Source organism: Oceanobacillus luteolus (genome assembly GCF_023715655.1).
In the GTDB taxonomy this organism is placed as follows: Bacteria; Bacillota; Bacilli; order Bacillales; family Amphibacillaceae; genus Oceanobacillus; species Oceanobacillus luteolus.
In genome coordinates this window covers 1-966 of the sequence record NZ_JAMBON010000126.1, presented here as the reverse complement: position 1 = coordinate 966, position 966 = coordinate 1, and the positions used below count along the sequence as shown (strand labels likewise).

The window sequence follows — 966 nt, the reverse complement described above, 5'->3', positions numbered from 1 at the left end:
TTCCTTTGATAAAACCGACGACATTTTCAACTTTCCCTTTGCTTTCAGGGTCTTGTTTTCGACAAATCGCTATATTTAATTTTCTTTCTTCGCGGTAAGATTGAAACTCTGCGGTTAAGATAACGTCTCCTGCATTTTCGTTTACAACGAGTAAAGCGTCTTGATCGTATACGAGTTCGTACGGAATTCCGCCGAAGTATTCAAATGCATTCTCATGAGCTTGAATCATATCCCTCGTTGTAAAAGGGCGGTCTAACCACTCCACATACTTATAACGAGAGTGCGAAAGCACAAAGCTAATAAAGTTCAGCGTTACTTTCTTTCCATCCCGCTTTTTCTGTTGTGTTTGTCCAAAATCTACTTGTGCTTGCTGTCCCATTGGAAGTTCTGGAACTGCTTGGTATACCCGTTTTTCTTTTGTTTTTGGAATGGAATACTTTTCACGTAATTCCTTTACATAATTACGAACGGTACTTTCAGCGACTTGTAGATCTTCATATCTTTCGAGTAGCCAATCATGAACTTGAGCTGCAGATAAATCTGGATGTTCTGTTAACCATGTATGGATAACCATTTCATACGGATCTAGCTTCTTCATTCGAGACTTTGTTGAAGCCATCCATACACTCATTTCCTCCGGTGATTTTCGAAGATATTTATATACTGTTGTTCGTGAAATACCTAGTTTTCTAGCTATACCCCTTACTTTAAATCCTTGTTTTTTTAATTGATGAATTTCCATGTACATTTCCCACTTTTCCACCTTCCACGTACCCCCACTAACGTATAATATAATTAAATATTATACAGGAGAAGGAGCGTTTGATAATGAGGGGACTGACATAATTCGCCGAGCATGTAAAAGGCTGTCGCCCCTACGGGGCAACATCCTTTTACATGCCTATCCCCATAGAAAGTGTTCATTCTTATTTAGCAATAACTGTCTATTATAGTTTAGCAGTTACA

General features: G+C 38.5%; 1 protein-coding gene. It reads right to left on the bottom strand.

Translation table 11 applies throughout. The features are described from left to right. Positions 1-748: IS21 family transposase (gene istA / locus M3210_RS20005; RefSeq protein WP_251518046.1), on the bottom strand; the 748-nt coding region annotated here is incomplete at its 3' end. Positions 749-966 lie beyond the last annotated feature (218 nt).